Below are 15,006 nucleotides of genomic sequence, written 5' to 3'. Positions count from 1 at the left end.
AGTTGCCAGTAAAACGGTGAATAGGTTTTTTATATGTCTCATCTGTTTGTGTCTGCTATCCTAATAAAACTCTCGCTGTCCACCAGGAACTGCGCATTGGCGGCTATCACGTCACTCACTTTCAGCCCTGACACAATCTCTAACAGACCGTCCGCCCTCTGCCCCACGCGCACACCAATGGGTTTGAACATTCCGTCCATTCTCAGGAATGCTACCGACTGGCCCCCGAGGTCCAGAACTGCATCCTTAGGAACCCACAGGGCGGAGCCAGTGGCATAGGTTACTTTCCCTGTAATGACCTGGCCGATTAGAATCGGATTTCCCTTCGCCGGAAGCAAGGCTCTCACCTGCACAAAATTATCCCCCTCCTCATACACAGGCTCCACCAAATGCACCGAGGACTGCAGGGTTTTACCCTCCACCTGGTTAAAGGAAATAGTGATGGGAGTCCCCTTCTTTAATTGGCCCGCCACATTGCTGGCCACGTTGAACTGCGCCCAAACCTGGGAGGCGTCAATTACTTTTAGCAGTGCTTGCCCGGTTGTCACATACATGCCTTCCCGGATTGCGAATCCTTGGGGAGCCGAAACGGGTGCGTTTGTTGTGCTAGAGGCACTGCCGCTTGAACCGCCCATTCCGCCCATGCCGTCTTCGCTACCACCTGTGGCGGAGGCGGATGCTGGCGCTACTGTTGGGGTTGCCGTCACTGCCGGATCCAACACATAGCCGGTATAGGGGCTGTATACTGAGAAGGTATAAGATTCCTTACCCGTTCTGGCCAACTGCCTTATCTGCCCATCAGTGGCACCCAACAAGCGTAGCTTTTGGCGCGCGCCGGCTATGAGGGACGTGTTACTGGGGTCGTTCTGGAGCAGGTACAGCAGTTCCTTCTGGGCAGTGACCAGCTCTGGGCTGTAGATGTCATACAACCTCTGCCCTTTGCTTACTTTCTGGTAGTTAAACTGCACGTACAACTTCTCAACGCGTCCGCCAAACCTAGCGGGGATGATATACTGCCGGCGCGTGTCATAGGTCACTACGCCAGACATGGTGATTTCCTGCTCCAGCGGTTTCTGCACGGGGTGCGTGGTCTGCACAGAAGAAACCACCGCCTGGTTAGATGGCTGCAACAGATAATCTAAATCAGTGGATACGGCCACTCCCGGTGCATTGGCGGGTTGCTTGGCCACCAGATCCATGCCGCAGATGGGGCATGAACCGGGTTTGTTCTGCACGATCTGCGGGTGCATAGGGCAGGTATATTCCATGCCGGTAGCCTCCTCTTTTTCTTTGTTACAGGCGGTAAAGGAGAAGGGCAACAGCAGGAGAATCAACCCAAGTAACCTATTTTTCCAGTTCTTTTTCATAGTTCACACCTATTAGGTAGAGTTGCTCCAGGTTATTGAGGTATTCCATCTGGGCCATGTTCAAGGCCTCCCATGCATCAATTACCAAAGGCAATTGGCCTGTGTTCTGCTCATAACTTAGGAGCGTGGTCTCATAGTTGCGCCGCAGGGCCGGGATGATTTTTTTCTCATAGTTCTGGACCTGCGTGCGTTTCGCCTGCAGTTCCAAAGCCATGCTCGCCACCATGTTTTGGGCCTCGTTCAAAAGACTCTCCCTTCCTTTATGCATCCCCTGGATCTCCAGGTTCATGGCAGAGGCGTTTGCCTTGTACATTTTGGAGGACCAGGGCGCAATGGGAATGGAGACCATGCCCATCAGGGTAAAGGACTGCGGCATCATCCTGTCGCGGGGCATCATGTTCTCGAACCGAATCCCGAAATCCGGTTTGCGCTGCAGGTTTTCCAGCCGCAGGTTAAGCTGCATAGACTCGATGGTTCGGTCTATCTGGCGTATGTCACTGCGGGCGGCGCTTAAAGCGCCAGTGTCTGGCAACACGATGAATTCAGGTGCGCGCACGGTAGTATCCACCCTGAATCTATTTTCCGGAGGGAGGTTCATGAGCATGTTCAACTGGATGTTTTTCATCTCAATCTCGCTATCGGTCATGGTGAGCATGTTCTCTACCTCCCCTATCCTTCCCTCTGCTTTGTATATACTACCCAGGGAACTCTGGTTGTAGGGATAACGAACCTTTCCCAGCTTGAGCATGAACTGCATGATGCGCTGGCTCTCGGCCAGCACAGACCGTTTCTTCTCCAGCACTACCCATTGGTAGTAGGCAGCCTTGGCCTGCGCCCTGAGTTGGTTGAAGGTCATATCCCTTCCGGCCTCCTCAATAGCGGCTCTGGACAGCTGGTACTTCTCACGGGCTTTCAGTTTGGCGGGGTTGGTGATCTCCTGCTCCACCGCCGTCATGTACATGGCGTCGTCCTGCCCTCCCATCTCTTCCCCCGTCATTTTCATTTGCCCTGGATAGGGATACATGAAGACCCCGGCACCCACCATGGGGGCCATCTGGCTCCTTGCACCCTTGGCCATGGCGTTCTGGGCCTTGGCCCTAAACTCAATCTCCTTGAGCATGCCGTTGTTCTGGGATATGCGGCTCAGCACCGTATCCAGTGGCAGAACTGGTGTTTGGGCCTTGGCAGACATAGCCAACAGCAAGAGCAAGGCACCCAGGTATATTCTAATGTTTGACATCATAAATCTCTAGTTTGCCGTGTTTTCGCAATTCATACTCTTTGGTCATCTCAAATACCACGGGGGTTACCAGCAGGATATGGATGGAAGAAGTGAAGACGCCGCCGATGAGCGGCAGCACGATGGGTAGCATCACATCCGTGCCTACCCCAGTGGCCCATAGAATAGGTATCAAACCGAACAGCGACACTGAAACGGTCATTATTTTAGGTCTTAGCCGCTTAGCCGCTCCCTGAAATACATACTCCCTTATATCCTGCTTGGTGATGGTTTGGCTGGAGTTTCCCTTTTTCGCCACCAACTCGTTCATGGCCTCATTCAGGTACACAACCATGAGCATGCCGGTTTCCACAGCCATCCCGAAAAGGGCAATAAATCCCACCGCCACTGCCACGGACAGGTTGATGCCATAGAAATACACGATGAACACCCCGCCCACCAAAGCGAATGGAATGGTGATGAGATTTAGCAAAGCCTCCTTGAAAGAACCGAAGGAGAAATACAGGATCAGGAAGATGATGAGCACTACCAGGGGAATGATAATCTTCAACGTCTGGTTGGCTCTGATCTGATTTTCCCACTGTCCGCTCCACTCCAAGTGGTAGCCGTTAGGGATTCCCGTCACCTCCTGATTGATGGTTTTGATGGCCTCCTGCACCGTGCTGCCTAAATCACGGTCGCGCACATTAAATAGTACCGCCCCCCGCAGCTGAGCGTTTTCTGAAGTGATCATGGGCGGTCCGTCCACAAACTTTACATCGGCTACCGCGGAAAGTGGCACAGTGCCAGCTACCCCAGACTGAATAGGGATGCGGCGAATGCGGTCAATGCTATTGCGGTACTCCTGCGCCAGACGAACATTAATAGAGAAGCGTTGCCGGCCTTCAATCGTGTTGCCGATACTGGCACCTCCCAAGGCAGACTCCACCACGCTGTTCACATCATTGACGGAAAGGCCGTATCGCCCCAAATCCTCACGCCGTGTCTGTATCTCCAGGTAGCGCCCACCGGTGACGGGTTCAATATACAAATCCTTTACCCCCTCTATCTGTTGCAGGGCGTTGCGAACTTTCTCAGATACCACTGCGATTGAGTCTAGGCTTTGGCCATATACTTTAACCCCCACGTCTGTCCTGATTCCCGTCGCCAGCATATTAATGCGGTTGATGATGGGCTGGGTCCAACCATTGATCACGCCCGGTATCTGTAGTTTCTGGTCCAACTCTGCGATGATCTTAGCTTTGGTCATGCCCTCCCGCCACTCTGACTGAGGCTTCAGTAGGATGATGGTTTCAATCATGCTGATGGGGGAGTTGTCTGTGGCAGTATTTGCCCGCCCCGCCTTGCCTAATACCTGCTCCACCTCTGGCATTGACTTGATAATCTTATCCTGCACTTGCAGAATGCGTTTTGCCTCGGCATTGGAGATGTCAGGCAAAGTCACTGGCATAAATAGGATAGAACTTTCATCCAGGGGAGGCATGAACTCTGAACCCAGGCTCATCAGCATCGGAATACTCACCGCCAAAGCGAGGACATTGAGGCCAATAGTGGTTTTTCGCCAGTTTAGGCACCAGCGTAGGATTGGACCATAAAATCTCTCCAGCCCACGGTTGATGGGATTTGCGCTCTCTGGTTTAAATTTACCTTTTAAGAGAAGGGACAAAAGTACCGGCGTAACCGTGATAGCCACAAAGGCATCTACAATAAGGATAAAGGTCTTTGTCCAAGCCAAGGGACTGAAAAGACGCCCTTCCTGCCCAGTTAGAAGGAATACTGGCAAGAAAGAGGTTATAATGATAATGGTACTCCAAAACACACTGGGCCCCACCTGCTTAGAGGCTTTCTCTATAATGGACAGTCGCTTTTTATTATCCATGGTTCTCTTCTTCTAATTGGGCATCTGCTAGGTGCCGGTATGCGTTTTCTACCATCACAATGGCGTCATCTACAATCACTCCAATAGACAGTGCAATTCCTGTTAAGGACATGATGTTGGAAGTAATACCAAAGGCGTTCAAAAGGATGAACCCGATGGCTATGGAAAGCGGCAATTGAATAATAATAATAAGGGCGCTGCGCCAGTGGAAAAGGAACAGGAACACAATGGCAGAAGCTACCAGCATCTCCTCTATCAGCGTCTTTTTGATGGAATCCACAGACTCATTAATGAGTCCGCTTCTATCATAGACAATGTTGAACTTGACGCCCTTCGGCAGACCCGCCGATACCTCTTCCATCTTGGCTTTGACGTTCCGGATGACCTCCTCGGCATTCTCGCCGTACCGCATCACCACAATACCGCCCACGGCCTCGCCCTCGCCGTTCAGATCAAAGATGCCCAAGCGGCTTTCCCCCGTCATCTGCACGGTGGCCACATCCCGCACACTCACGGGAATGGTATTTTGGGTGGTGATGGGAATGCTTTCTATCTCTTCCATGGATTCGAGATAGCCCGTGGTTTTGATGATGTAGCCGATGTCGCTCATCTCAAACTTCCGCCCTCCGCTCTCATTGTTGTTGGCCCTCACGGCGGCCATCACCTGCGGCACCGACAGGTTGTAGTAAGTGAGTTTGTTAGGGTCAACGGTAATTTGGTACTGTTTCTGGAAGCCCCCGAAAGAGGCGATTTCACTCACGCCCGGCACATTCTGCAAGGCGAACTTCACGTACCAATCCTGGACCGCCCTTTGCTCTCCTAGGTCCATGCCTTGGGCATCTAGGGTGTACCAAAGGATATGCCCAACCCCGGTGCCATCTGGGCCTAAGGTGGGTATGGCCCCCTCCGGGAGTAGCCGGTTGGCGTAGTTTAACCGTTCCAGAACCCGCTCACGTGCCCAGTAGATATCTGTCTGGTCGTCGAAGATGATGTAGATGAAGCTCATCCCGAACATAGAGACACCCCGTACATATTTTACCTGGGGCATGCCCTGCAGGTTGGTCACCAAGGGATAGGTCACCTGGTCCTCAATAATTTGAGGGCTTCGACCCATCCACTCGGTGAACACGATCACCTGGTTCTCAGAAAGATCAGGGATGGCGTCTACCTTGCTGGTGGTGACGGAATAAGCTCCCCACCCAAACATGCCTGCGGCTATGAGCAAGACAATCATCCGGTTACGGAGCGAAAAAGAAATTAATTTGCCAATCATAAAATGAGTAAGATATATGGCATTGATGGCTTAGTGTTTTGGGGCTGCTTTACTTAAGACAACCCCAAAACGACGGTAGCAATAAGTCTTGACCGTAAGAAATTCAGAAGAGACTAGTGCTGTTCTCCTTCGTGGTGCTGTTGGGCTGCGGCGGCAGAATCCAGTTTTTCGCCTGGTTTAACTTCCTCTAGGAACATGCCACACTTAGGGCATTTGCCCTTCACGTCACTCACCACCTCTGGGTGCATGGGGCAAGTGTAGGTTACTCCGGCTACCTGGGCCTCAGAAGTTGTTCCTTCAGTTGCTTTTTGTTCTGTTCCAGAGCTGTTACAGGCTGAGAATGAAGTCAAGCCGAGGCAGACCGCAGCCATTGTTACTTTTAAATATTTCATAATTAGGTAGGGTTATAAATTTGAAATACATATAATCAGTCTTCCAGACACATAAGCACCCAAAAGCCAATCAATGAAGGATTAGCCATTTCAGATGCTCTGAGTGACAGTTTAACTGTAAAGAAAAATAAGATAAGTAGAGGCTATAAATTCAGGAATCAGCGAATGCGGATTTGCCTAAAGCATGAGGCTAAAGCAAGGTTGAAATGCAAGCAGTCATATTAGTCTTTTGGACCAATAGCCTAGTTGCACAAAGCTGTTATGAATTTACAGGATAGAAGAAAGCCGAAGGAAGGATAATTGGCCACTTCTAAAGATTGGGTACTCAAATAATAAACGTCTGATTTAAAATGCCGATGAACCTGCCGGAGAACGGAGGTGGCAATGTAAAGTGAGGTTCAGCTTCAAGAATGGCAGGACGGATTGTTTCGGTAAAGTTTGGGGACAGTACCGGTTCTTTCACCGTCTTTGCTACCTGCTGGGCCGCGGAGTTGAAATTTGTCTGCGTGGCTACTCCCCTCTGCATGACACAAGACATGTCATTACAGGACTTCTTTGGGGTTTTTGCGGTTTTCCCGCAGCAACAGGTGGGGGATGAAAAAAAGCTAATAGACTGGCCTTCTTTCATTGAGCAATGCGAGATATTCACGCGGAAGCCAAAAGAAGCCAGTAAAATGGCTGCAATTAAGCTAAGGTGAATAAATTTTTGCAGTGCCTTCATCTAAGATGCTATCTATTTGTCTAAGTATCAAACGGTAACAATCAAAGAGAGTTGCCGACATACTAATTCCAATCTTGCAAAAGTATAAACAATTTTGTATTATGATGTTATATAATTTTTGATAAAAGTTATATAAATCGGTTAAAATTTAAAGTATGAATGCTTACTCCGACTTGGAACTGTAATCCGAAATAATAAATACAAATGATTCCGGATTTAAGTTTATACTTTGTATTTTAGATAGGTAGGTTGTGGTAGAACCAACTTCAGGGATTTTGTTTTCCCCTACCGCCCTAATGATTACATACTTTCTGTCTTTTCTAGGAGAGCCGGTTGATTTTGGGCTAAACTAGTTTAAAACAGTCAACAGGGACAATCCTATATTTTTATAGGGTAATAAACGGGTTTTACTTTTAAACCCCCGCACATCCTTAATTCCATCTTCCGGTGAAAAGTGTATTTCTGCAAAGAAATCACCCATGGCATAGAGTGCTTTGCATACGCCGTTTTGATTTATAGTTTTAATGAAATTTCCTAAGTCCCAAACTACATTGGCCCTACCGTTTCGGTCTAAAAAATTAAATTGATACAGGTTCATGGCGTTACAATTGTAAAAAGTTCATTTTAACTACTGCTTTATCATAGTCCTTTTCATTCAAGGGGAAGAATCGGCAGGAGAAACTACCCGGAATTTCCTGAATGGCCACACCATCCCAAATTCCGGAGGAATCCAAATACATAACCAGGTAATCAGATACAGGGATGAATAGATTGATATAAGCTAAGATGTTATCAATGTTATTGGTTACTGATTTGTTGCCTTTATCCAGGTCCCGGATAGTTAGTATATCCCCGTTGAAACTGTAGTCGAAATCAGACTGCCTTGCCAGCCCCTCAATATCCAAAGGTTTCATTTTGCAATTGTAAATTAGTCTGTCGGTAATCCTGCCTCTTTCATTCTGGCCCTCAGTCTCCGGTTCGTATCCCTTAGCTCTATGATTCTATTTCTGTAAAGGGCCTCTCTTTCCTCCCAGGATAGCCTAAGGAATTCTTCTGTAGATAAAGCAGGCGAACCATCTACAGGAATAGCCGGAGTAGGGGCCGCACCTTGCTGGTATATCACCGTAGGCCGGGTAATGGCGTTATAAAGTTTACGGTTATAGCTTCTTCTCCTTATGAACGCATAGACAACTGCCCCCACCACTACTATTATTGTCAGTGGCCCAGCTATAGGCTCCAATAAATCCCTGAACATCATGTTAGGGGTATCTACCTGCAAAAACATACTACCCATAACCGTACATTTTTGAAATTATAAAATCAATTTTTGACTTCCACGATTCTACTTTTATTATGCTCCCTTGGTTTGGTTTTACCAGTATTAATCAAGTCACAGATGTCCTGCATTTCTGAAATGGTAAAGGTTTGGTTTCTCTTCTTCACCTCCCAGGTAGGGCGTGGCATTCCAATCCCCTTATAGACGTAGACCTGTTTAATTCCAAAAGAGGCTAATACTGCGGGAAGCTTTTTTTGCAATTCTAAAAACAGTTTAACTGGTTCATCCGAGATTTTCATAGCTGGCAATTATATAAATGCTGTATATGAAAGCAGTTATTCCTCCGCTCTCTATTCGCTTGCAAGTAATAAATTTAACTGCGTTCATTTCATATAATACGAGGTCTGTATATAATATGATACATTTATAGTTTAAATAATATACATTATAAATGTATGGCTAAAAAAAAAGTACCCTGCCAAAAGGAGGGTACTTTTTACTATTAATATAGGAAATTATCTGAAGTGGTATCTAAGGCCGAGACTGAAAAAGCCTGGCCACTCGTCCAAGTGAGTCTTGTTAAACGTCTTCCCCTTTATCCCGGTTGCAACCAACGAAATCCGATTGCCAAAGAAGAAGTCCACTTCGGCGCCAGCTTGAGGCCCGTAGGTAAAACGTTCGCGTCTGCCCGAATTACTCCCTTCCCCGTCGGAATCTTCCCCCGTCCTTTCATAGGAAGCGGCACCTCCAAAGAGCAGGTGGAAATAGGCGAATTCACCAATCCGGAATAACTGCGGTGCCAAGAACCCCCGGCCACTGAAGGCAGAGTATTCCCCACTTACCTCTAAGTCGCCAAACTCCCTCAAACCGCTGACCCGTACGCTCAGTTTATCAGTCAGGTAATTCATATAACTACCCTCGTAAAATTTCCCCTTTTCGGTACGGCCATAATGCGCACCCCAAGCGGAAATGTGTCTGACGTGCCGTTGTGCCAGTGCAGGTGACAATGTGCTGAGGCCGATAAATAAAAGCAGGGAGAGCAGCGCCTTCTTCATCTCTTAATAATTTTTAGTCCTTCTTTCCAAATCAATCAACTGCTTTTGCGCAATCAGGTCGGTATAGACCATTTCAGCGGCAATATGCGCAGGCCCTTTCTGGGAACTTTCCGCAATCAGCCTGTCAGCTTCCTGCCGCAGTTGCATGGCCCGAACCATGTTCTCGTTAGAGGAGTTAATCATGGCCATGCGCTCCCCCTCGGTCATGGAATACCGACCGGGGTTCTTCAGGGTGGCGTTCATCTCAATGCTTTGCTCGGTCATTTCATCGGCAATCTTGTAATAATTCAGAGCCGTCTGGATTTTCTTTTTCTGGTTCATTTCCTCGTAGGCGTAGGCAGAAACCGCAGATTCTTCCCGGCGTTCTACATATTCCGCCGAACTCATGCGGTCATTGTTGTCAGAATCCCCAGAAGTCCGTGAAAACACAGAGAAGATGGTTTTGATGTCTTCCTCCGGATTGTTGTTCTGCAGGGCCACCCGCAGCCGCTGGGCCTTTGAGAAGTGCGGCATGTAGTGCGTGCCGGAATTGCCCCCGGACATGGCCAGGGCCCGGGCGAACAACTCTGCCGGGTTGGATATGCGCAGATCCACGATGCTGTTTACTTTCCGCAGGTCTTCTTGAATCTGTTTTTGCAAGGCCAATCCCTCAGAAGTCAGGTCCTTTACTTCCCCGGTGATATCCTTGGTCACCCCGGCAATGGTTTTCGCATCTTTTATCACCTGGTAATTTTGCACTGTTTCCGCCCATTGCGCCAGGCGTTTGGCAAAATCACTGATATGTACTCCCATGTGGATAGGGTCGTTCACCACCATCTGGGCGTCCGTATTGCTGGGACGGAATACCAGCAGCCCTGCCGCCAATACCGTAATAACCACTCTTTTCATACAACACCTTTTTAAATTGAACTCAATAAATCAATTTGCCCCTGCGCTGGCAGCGGGAGCCATTTGCCCCGCCGCAGCGGAAGTAATTAATATCGGATACCCGTCTGGCAGAAGGACATCCCTCAGCCGTTGGCGGGACCTGGGTTTGGAGACCACGTTGGCCGCAACCCTACCGGCCACCCCTACCACCGAGTTTGCCGCCGAGGCTGAACGGTCAATGGCCGTGCTCAGTTCCTGGCTTGCTTGCCGCTGCGCATCGTATATTCCCTGGTTCGCATCCTTGGCGATTTTCTTTTCCGGGTCTATCATGATACCCGGCATATAATTGAAATCAAAAATGTCAGCTTTCACCCTGGTAGGGCCTAAGCGCTCAATCTGTACCGTCACCCGGTTGGATTCCACCTTGGCGATACCGGCAAAAACCATGTTTTTGGGGAAGGTTACCCCAGATACCACGGCATCCTCCAGCAGGCGCATGATTACCACAGAACCGGTTCTTATTTTTTGCTCCCCGGAAATCACGCATTTATAAAAGACATCAGGGGTAAGGGTTCCCTGTCGGGTATTCGAATCTCCTGGGTTGAAACGGGCATTCGTCACTTTATAGGTATTGAAGCCGTCGGCCCCGGGCAGGGCTGCCTGCGCCTCTCTGGGGGCATTGGCCGCACCAGGTTCCCGGTAACGCTTTCCAGTCGTCTGCTCATATATCCGGCGGGTCTGCGGGGAAGAGGCGGCCAGCATCCGCAAAACTTCCGGGTTTGTCTCGAAGGGGGTTCCGTCCGCATCGTAAGCAGGCGCCACCATGTTATTGGCGGTTGGGCGGGACCCGCTCCGGCGGTTGGTATTACGCGGTACGATGATTTGTTGCGTGCGGTATTGACCGGTGGATTGGTCTTGGACCGTGGTTTCCACAGTATCGACCTCCTGGGCTGCCAGCTTTGCCTGCTGTTGCAATTGCAAATTATATCGCCTCCGTGCCGCCTGCCCGGCCGTGTCTACCACAAACGCATTGGCTACCTCTTCTTCCGACGGAGCAGCCTGCGCATACTGTGCCTCCTGTTCGGCTTTGCGCTGTTCCTCTAAAATAGCGGAAGGCGTTTTGTTTCCCAGGTTATCCGTTACCACGTCAGGGATAGCTTGCTCAATGTTCTCGGAGGCCGCCGCCACCGGTACCGTGTTTTGCTCAGCAGCGTTCTGCGCCGATTTCAGCCAAAGGAACAGCCCGGCGAAAATCAGCATCACCAAGCCCAGCAGTAACTTGAACCAGTGCTCTTTCAGTATTTCTACAGGCGTGCGTTTCGCTTTCTCCGGCGCGGAATAACTGGTAGTTGGGGAGTCCCTGAAGTCGTTTTCAGGGCCATACTCGTTTAGGTTATCCATTCTTACAATATCGTTAAATGGTAGAAGCCCTGTTTATTACTTTGGAAGGAATAGGGAGTACCAGTACCCGTGCCCCGTTAAGTTCCCGCAGCGTCACTTCCAGGTAACCGTTTTCCGTGGCCGCATAAAGCGGGACAGCATAGGTAAGGTAACCAGTGGAACGCCCGGTGATATTCTGGTTTGATTCACCACCGGACGGGGCCAGGGGCCGTCTGGCTTCATTCTTTTTCCTCCCCAGGAATTTCTTCTCGGAATTCTCCACCAGCTGGAAATCAATAAAATCCACGTTGTAGTCGATATTCGTCTTATTGATAACCTTAAAGCGCAGATATGTGAAGTCTTTGTCGTTGCGGATGTTGGCCAGCGACAGCACCAGGTCATTTTCCACCACCGCCACCGATTGGTTCTCTTCTTTGGCTTTGCGCAGCTTGAGCAGGTTGCTTTCTATCACTTCTTTCTTTTCCGCTGATTTATCCATTGCCAGTTCATTATCCGGGGTGCTTCCCGAGTAGGCAGAACCCGTTCCGTTATTCAAGCTGGGTGTGCCGTCTTTGAAATCATACAGCTGCATCACAGGGCCAGGGGCGTACACCAGCCGTCCCATCCAGTATTCAGAGCCGTAACGGATCAGGATAGGGGTAGGCACGGTGTTCTTTTTCCTGGCCCGGACAAAGACAGCGTTTGCCTCGATCTTCACCAGGTAATTCCCGGCCATTCCCACATCCACCAAGGAAACCGGGCCATTGAAGACCATATAAGTGGTAGAGGAATCAGACACGGCTATATCCGAAAGCGGGGTTACTTTTTGCGCGCTGGCCGAACCTGCTGCCAGAGACAAGAGGAAAATAACAAACCCAAAGAATGTATTTTTCATAACATGGAATTTTGGAAGTTTACTGATTAGGCGGTACAGCTCCAGGGGCAGCCGGTGAACCATCCGCCGGTGCCGGTGTGGAATAGCCGGGAGGTGGCGCTACACCTGCCCCTGCGGCGGCATCCCGGAGTCTTCTTTGCCGTTCAGCTTCCTGTTGCTGCAGGAATTCTTTTTCTTCACGCGAAACCGGTGGGTTATAGGCGATGTAGTCAAAGTTTGTGATCAGCAGCCCATAAGGATTCTCATCAGAGCGGTCCGTCTCCACGAGGTTGAACTTGGCCGCCATCGGCAGGCTCTGCCGTTGCTGGTCGCCGATAAAAATGCGCTGTTTGGTGTAGACTCTGCCCGAATAGGGCCGGGTTTTCATGTCCAAATAGATGCTGTCCACGTCCAGTACTGAGCGTGCCGAGTATCTCTGGTAATTCTGCAACACTTGCCCCCGGTTAAAGTTCTCGAAGATCCTGCGGCCGCCTGCACCTTCAATTAAAGGCAAAGCAGCATCAAGGTTCTGCTTGAAAGTGTATTGGTCATGGCCAAACATAGTTTTCATAAATCCTTTCACCATGTTCCGGGCTTCAAACGGCGTATGGGTATCCTCCTCAACGGCCAGAGCCGCTGCCGAACCCGAATTAGTTACCACGTACACCCGTCGCCCCGCATCCTGGGTGACCTTGTAGAACCCATATCCTGCGCTTACCGCTAATACCACGAACCCAATAATACAGGCTAGTGAAATGGTTCTCATGGTTTTAAAGGAGGTGTTCAAATCTTTTATGTTACTCATATATCCCAGCTTTAAATTCCTGAATCAATTTTCAATCAATGAATATGTCATCTAAATCATCCTCATCCCACGCTGGAGGTTTTCGGTTTTCCCTCCTTCTCCTTACTGAGTTGCGCATAAATCCCGAGGAACCCATGGAAGGGAGGGCAGAAGCACCATCATCAGGAGCGTCATAAGGCGCTGTGCTATCGGTGCCAAAGCCGGAATCATAGGTAGTGTCTCTGCTAGCCCCACCAGCGTATCCGCCGGAAGCCATGGCTGGAGCAGCAGTAGCCATGCTGCCGTTATAGCGAACGGATGTGCCGGCACCACCACTCGTGGGCATGGCCGGGGCCGCACCTGAGAAAACAGAACCAGACCCGGTTTCTCCCCCCAAACTCCCACTGCCTGCACTACCGCCGCCAGAATTGCTGAATCCCATTGCCCTGCCAAGCACGCCGGAGACCCCGCCACCTGCGGCAGGGGGGGCAACCACTCCCGCTGCCGTGCTGGCCGCTCCGGCAGCAACGCCTACCGCCGCGCTCATAAAACCTTGGACTGCGGTGGAGCCGATGAAATAGCCCGTTAGGGTAGGCACCATGCAGTAAAGAATAATGAAAGCGACCGACATTAGCAGGAATTGCACGTCATTGAAACCTTGACCTGGGGTGACCATACCGCCAAACACACCTCCTACGGCAGTATTCTGGTCGGCAAAATTGGAATAGATCAAATCAAGTAAATTCATGGTCAGGGCCCAGAACTGTACCGCGATAAAGTTTTGCATCCATTTCCCGGCCAGCCCGGAAAAAGCGGGGATTACGGAAAGGCAGATAGCGATGGGGCCGATTACGTACAGGAACCCTAGCACGAATTGCCGGATAAACAGCACTATTTGCCTTACCAGCATCACCGTAGTCGTGGTAAAGAACTGGGTGATCAGGTTCATCAGGGAAAAATTGGCGATGCTGTTATAGATTTTAGAATACCAGGCCCCACCCTGCTCTACCACGTCTGTCTGCGCTACATGATCGGATTGAGCCGCTGCGGCAATGCCTGGTGGCGTTGTCAGCTTCTGCAGGGCTTCGCCTACGTTGCCCGAACCATCGAATAGCTGCGTCACTCCTTTAATGCCAGCCCCCAGGACATTCATCAGGTCCTGATAAAAGAAGAGCACCAGGAATAGGGCCAAAGCCTTGATAATGGGCGAAAAGTCAATCTGCAAACCATGCCCAGACAAATACCCCCGTCCTATGGAGATGATCAGGGCAATGCTCATAAACGTAGGCGTAATGAACCGGCACACCGCCAGGACAGTCTCAAGGGAACGGTCACAGGCTCTTAGGAAACTGTCATCAATTCCGTGGGCTACGAAGAGTAATACTGCCTCCATTTCATTTGCCTAATAGGCCCGCTCTTTTATCTTCCGTGAATTGCTCCACCGCATAATCCAATCGCTGTTCGGTGAACGTCTCAAAAACAGGGTAGCCGTTTTCCATTTTCACCTTGCCGTTTTTATCCATGGCAAACCGCTTGTGCTGTTGTTGGTACCGTTTCACCAAGCGGTTCAGGTGATTACGCTCCACGGGTTTGGAACTTAAGATGGCCCCCAGTTCCGGGGCAGCCTCCAGGATGTACACTTTCCCCTTGGTGCCTTGCTTGATAAAGAACTCCCGGAAATCAGCCGTAGAACGGACGGATTTGATTAAATCCATCTCGTGGTTGGTGAAGCCCAGCGGGGTCTGCAGTTTAGCTAGGGAGTCCGGATTCGAGTGCCGCAGGATAATCTTGGTGGAGCTGTTATTAATCAGCGCATAGCCTATTCTGCTTTCCACGATTTCCTGAATCCCCTGCGTGATAATGGTAATCGAACCGTTGGTTTTCCGGATGGTGCGGTA

General features: G+C 50.0%; 16 protein-coding genes and 1 pseudogene. All 17 read right to left on the bottom strand.

All coding sequences use genetic code 11. The features are described from left to right. Positions 1 to 38: 38 nt before the first annotated feature. Positions 39 to 1,367 (bottom strand): efflux RND transporter periplasmic adaptor subunit, encoded by a 1,329-nt coding sequence (locus tag IMY23_RS19290; RefSeq protein ID WP_192823857.1) that lies wholly within the window; start codon positions 1,365 to 1,367, stop codon positions 39 to 41. Further along, positions 1,345 to 2,610: a TolC family protein gene (locus IMY23_RS19285; protein WP_192823856.1), complete on the bottom strand. Its 1,266-nt coding sequence runs from the start codon at positions 2,608 to 2,610 to the stop codon at positions 1,345 to 1,347. Before IMY23_RS19285 ends, IMY23_RS19290 begins: the two co-directional genes overlap by 23 nt. Then, positions 2,594 to 4,486, bottom strand: coding sequence for an efflux RND transporter permease subunit (locus IMY23_RS20185; protein ID WP_192823855.1), 1,893 nt, complete (start codon positions 4,484 to 4,486; stop codon positions 2,594 to 2,596). Before IMY23_RS20185 ends, IMY23_RS19285 begins: the two co-directional genes overlap by 17 nt. Beyond that, the gene (locus IMY23_RS20180) at positions 4,479 to 5,759 is read right to left on the bottom strand and encodes an efflux RND transporter permease subunit (protein ID WP_192823854.1); all 1,281 of its coding nucleotides are present in this window, start codon (positions 5,757 to 5,759) and stop codon (positions 4,479 to 4,481) included. The genes IMY23_RS20185 and IMY23_RS20180 overlap by 8 nt, the downstream gene beginning before the upstream one ends. Positions 5,760 to 5,872: 113 nt before the next feature. After that, positions 5,873 to 6,151 carry a heavy metal-binding domain-containing protein gene (locus IMY23_RS19270; protein ID WP_192823948.1) on the bottom strand — a complete coding sequence of 93 codons (279 nt, stop codon included), beginning with the start codon at positions 6,149 to 6,151 and terminating at the stop codon, positions 5,873 to 5,875. Between the two features lie 325 nt (positions 6,152 to 6,476). Continuing rightward, positions 6,477 to 6,872 (bottom strand): hypothetical protein, encoded by a 396-nt coding sequence (locus IMY23_RS19265; RefSeq protein ID WP_192823853.1) that lies wholly within the window; start codon positions 6,870 to 6,872, stop codon positions 6,477 to 6,479. A gap of 349 nt (positions 6,873 to 7,221) precedes the next feature. Continuing rightward, positions 7,222 to 7,470: a hypothetical protein gene (locus IMY23_RS19260; RefSeq protein ID WP_181307962.1), complete on the bottom strand. Its 249-nt coding sequence runs from the start codon at positions 7,468 to 7,470 to the stop codon at positions 7,222 to 7,224. 4 nt (positions 7,471 to 7,474) lie between these two features. Beyond that, a complete protein-coding gene (locus IMY23_RS19255) occupies positions 7,475 to 7,786 on the bottom strand; it encodes a hypothetical protein (protein WP_192823852.1) in 312 nt (103 codons plus the stop codon). Positions 7,787 to 7,800: 14 nt separating this feature from the next. Next, positions 7,801 to 8,130 carry a hypothetical protein gene (locus tag IMY23_RS19250; RefSeq protein ID WP_192823851.1) on the bottom strand — a complete coding sequence of 110 codons (330 nt, stop codon included), beginning with the start codon at positions 8,128 to 8,130 and terminating at the stop codon, positions 7,801 to 7,803. 62 nt (positions 8,131 to 8,192) lie between these two features. Beyond that, positions 8,193 to 8,447: a hypothetical protein gene (locus IMY23_RS19245; protein ID WP_192823850.1), complete on the bottom strand. Its 255-nt coding sequence runs from the start codon at positions 8,445 to 8,447 to the stop codon at positions 8,193 to 8,195. A 216-nt stretch (positions 8,448 to 8,663) separates the two neighbouring features. Then, entirely contained in the window at positions 8,664 to 9,203 is a 540-nt protein-coding gene (locus tag IMY23_RS19240) for a hypothetical protein (protein ID WP_192823849.1), read from the bottom strand. Between the two features lie 3 nt (positions 9,204 to 9,206). Continuing rightward, the gene (locus IMY23_RS19235; RefSeq protein WP_192823848.1) at positions 9,207 to 10,091 is read right to left on the bottom strand and encodes a hypothetical protein; all 885 of its coding nucleotides are present in this window, start codon (positions 10,089 to 10,091) and stop codon (positions 9,207 to 9,209) included. A 30-nt stretch (positions 10,092 to 10,121) separates the two neighbouring features. Continuing rightward, positions 10,122 to 11,471, bottom strand: a complete 1,350-nt coding sequence (gene traM, locus IMY23_RS19230) for a conjugative transposon protein TraM (protein WP_192823847.1) — start codon at positions 11,469 to 11,471, stop codon at positions 10,122 to 10,124. Between the two features lie 13 nt (positions 11,472 to 11,484). Further along, positions 11,485 to 12,345 carry a DUF4138 domain-containing protein gene (locus IMY23_RS19225; RefSeq protein ID WP_192823846.1) on the bottom strand — a complete coding sequence of 287 codons (861 nt, stop codon included), beginning with the start codon at positions 12,343 to 12,345 and terminating at the stop codon, positions 11,485 to 11,487. 19 nt (positions 12,346 to 12,364) lie between these two features. Continuing rightward, a complete protein-coding gene (locus IMY23_RS19220) occupies positions 12,365 to 13,129 on the bottom strand; it encodes a conjugal transfer protein TraK (RefSeq protein WP_192823845.1) in 765 nt (254 codons plus the stop codon). Between the two features lie 31 nt (positions 13,130 to 13,160). Next, on the bottom strand, positions 13,161 to 14,387 hold the full coding sequence (locus IMY23_RS19215; protein WP_192823844.1) for a hypothetical protein: 1,227 nt from the start codon (positions 14,385 to 14,387) through the stop codon (positions 13,161 to 13,163). Between the two features lie 115 nt (positions 14,388 to 14,502). Next, positions 14,503 to 15,006 (bottom strand): annotated as a pseudogene (locus IMY23_RS19210) (hypothetical protein); the annotation flags it as partial.

The organism is Rufibacter sp. LB8 (genome assembly GCF_014876185.1).
In the GTDB taxonomy this organism is placed as follows: Bacteria; Bacteroidota; Bacteroidia; order Cytophagales; family Hymenobacteraceae; genus Nibribacter.
The sequence above is the reverse complement of the archived record's forward strand: the minus strand, read 5'-3'. Positions and strand labels throughout refer to the sequence as shown.

What these genes read in the sequence shown, in the direction of transcription:
- IMY23_RS19260 (WP_181307962.1), bottom strand. Translation starts at nt 7,470, where the DNA reads ATGAACCTGTATCAATTTAATTTTTTAGACCGAAACGGTAGGGCCAAT.
- IMY23_RS19215 (WP_192823844.1), bottom strand. Translation starts at nt 14,387, where the DNA reads ATGAGCATTGCCCTGATCATCTCCATAGGACGGGGGTATTTGTCTGGG.
- IMY23_RS19270 (WP_192823948.1), bottom strand. Translation starts at nt 6,151, where the DNA reads ATGAAATATTTAAAAGTAACAATGGCTGCGGTCTGCCTCGGCTTGACT.
- IMY23_RS19290 (WP_192823857.1), bottom strand. Translation starts at nt 1,367, where the DNA reads ATGAAAAAGAACTGGAAAAATAGGTTACTTGGGTTGATTCTCCTGCTG.
- IMY23_RS19265 (WP_192823853.1), bottom strand. Translation starts at nt 6,872, where the DNA reads ATGAAGGCACTGCAAAAATTTATTCACCTTAGCTTAATTGCAGCCATT.
- IMY23_RS19255 (WP_192823852.1), bottom strand. Translation starts at nt 7,786, where the DNA reads ATGAAACCTTTGGATATTGAGGGGCTGGCAAGGCAGTCTGATTTCGAC.
- IMY23_RS19225 (WP_192823846.1), bottom strand. Translation starts at nt 12,345, where the DNA reads ATGAAAAATACATTCTTTGGGTTTGTTATTTTCCTCTTGTCTCTGGCA.
- IMY23_RS19220 (WP_192823845.1), bottom strand. Translation starts at nt 13,129, where the DNA reads ATGAGTAACATAAAAGATTTGAACACCTCCTTTAAAACCATGAGAACC.
- traM (WP_192823847.1), bottom strand. Translation starts at nt 11,471, where the DNA reads ATGGATAACCTAAACGAGTATGGCCCTGAAAACGACTTCAGGGACTCC.
- IMY23_RS19235 (WP_192823848.1), bottom strand. Translation starts at nt 10,091, where the DNA reads ATGAAAAGAGTGGTTATTACGGTATTGGCGGCAGGGCTGCTGGTATTC.
- IMY23_RS20185 (WP_192823855.1), bottom strand. Translation starts at nt 4,486, where the DNA reads ATGGATAATAAAAAGCGACTGTCCATTATAGAGAAAGCCTCTAAGCAG.
- IMY23_RS19285 (WP_192823856.1), bottom strand. Translation starts at nt 2,610, where the DNA reads ATGATGTCAAACATTAGAATATACCTGGGTGCCTTGCTCTTGCTGTTG.
- IMY23_RS20180 (WP_192823854.1), bottom strand. Translation starts at nt 5,759, where the DNA reads ATGATTGGCAAATTAATTTCTTTTTCGCTCCGTAACCGGATGATTGTC.
- IMY23_RS19240 (WP_192823849.1), bottom strand. Translation starts at nt 9,203, where the DNA reads ATGAAGAAGGCGCTGCTCTCCCTGCTTTTATTTATCGGCCTCAGCACA.
- IMY23_RS19250 (WP_192823851.1), bottom strand. Translation starts at nt 8,130, where the DNA reads ATGATGTTCAGGGATTTATTGGAGCCTATAGCTGGGCCACTGACAATA.
- IMY23_RS19245 (WP_192823850.1), bottom strand. Translation starts at nt 8,447, where the DNA reads ATGAAAATCTCGGATGAACCAGTTAAACTGTTTTTAGAATTGCAAAAA.